Origin of the sequence: Streptomyces sp. NPDC052107 (assembly GCF_040680215.1) — a bacterium.
In the GTDB taxonomy this organism is placed as follows: Bacteria; Actinomycetota; Actinomycetes; order Streptomycetales; family Streptomycetaceae; genus Streptomyces.
Window position 1 is genome coordinate 1 of sequence record NZ_JBFAWG010000326.1, and the last position, 1055, is coordinate 1055.

Consider the following 1055-nt stretch of genomic DNA (forward strand, 5'->3'; position numbering starts at 1 on the left):
ACCACTCCGCTCTTCAGATCTCACGACTTCCAGTCGCGGCTCTCTCCGTCGGCGGACGCGTCCGCCCACTCCTTCGTCGCGCCGATGTACTCGATCGGGGCGTCGAACCAGACGTAGAAGACCTTGCCCTCGGCCGCGAGCTCCGGCCAGGTGTCCGCCGGGACGGGCACGCCCCAGTCCAGGTCCCGCGTGATGGACCGGTCGTTCAGGCCCTCGGTCAGCCACTTGCGCGCGATGGACGTGGACAGGTGCGGCCACTCGGCGCTGACGGTCGCGATCCACTCCTCGACCTCGTGCTGAAGCTTGGACTGCAGCAGGAAGAGGTGCTTGGTCTCGCGGACTTCCAGGTCCGTGGAACCGCTGATCGCCGAGCGCGGGTCGATCAGGTCGGTCGGGTCGAGGACGCGGGTGCAGTTCTCGCACTGGTCGCCGCGAGCCTTGTCGTAGCCACAGTGCGGGCAGGTGCCCTCGACGTACCGGTCCGGAAGGAAACGGCCGTCGACCGGCGAGTACACCTGCCGGATCGCACGCTCCTCGATGAAGCCGTTCTCGTGCAGCTTGCGCGCGAAGTGCTGGGTGATCTCAACGTTCTGCTGCGAAGAGCTGCGGCCGAAGTAGTCGAAGGCCAGCTCGAACCCGTCGTACACGGCCTTCTGCGCGTCGTGGGCCTGCGCGCAGAACTCGGCGACCGAGAGTCCAGCCTCCTTGGCGGCCAGCTCGGCCGGCGTGCCGTGCTCGTCGGTGGCGCAGATGTAGAGGACGTCGTGACCACGCTGGCGGAGGTACCGGGAGTACACATCCGCCGGAAGCATCGACCCGACCATGTTGCCCAGGTGCTTGATCCCGTTGATGTAGGGAAGCGCGCTGGTTACCAGGTGTCGAGCCATCCTTGGATGCTCCATTTCGTACGCATTACGGCGCCGGTGCCACTGCCACGGCGGGCCCAGGTCGGGAAGCCGCAGTCGATGCGATCACTCCGATCACACGCATGCGTCACACATGGTGACGGAACGAGGCTGCAGGCCAGCGTCATCGTATCGAATCGGGGGTTGGGC

1 pseudogene is annotated in these 1055 nt (G+C 66.3%); it reads right to left on the reverse strand.

The features are described from left to right. Positions 1–23: 23 nt before the first annotated feature. Positions 24–887: pseudogene (locus tag AB0M27_RS48195) on the reverse strand (class I tRNA ligase family protein); the annotation flags it as partial. Between the last annotated feature and the right edge of the window lie 168 nt (positions 888–1055).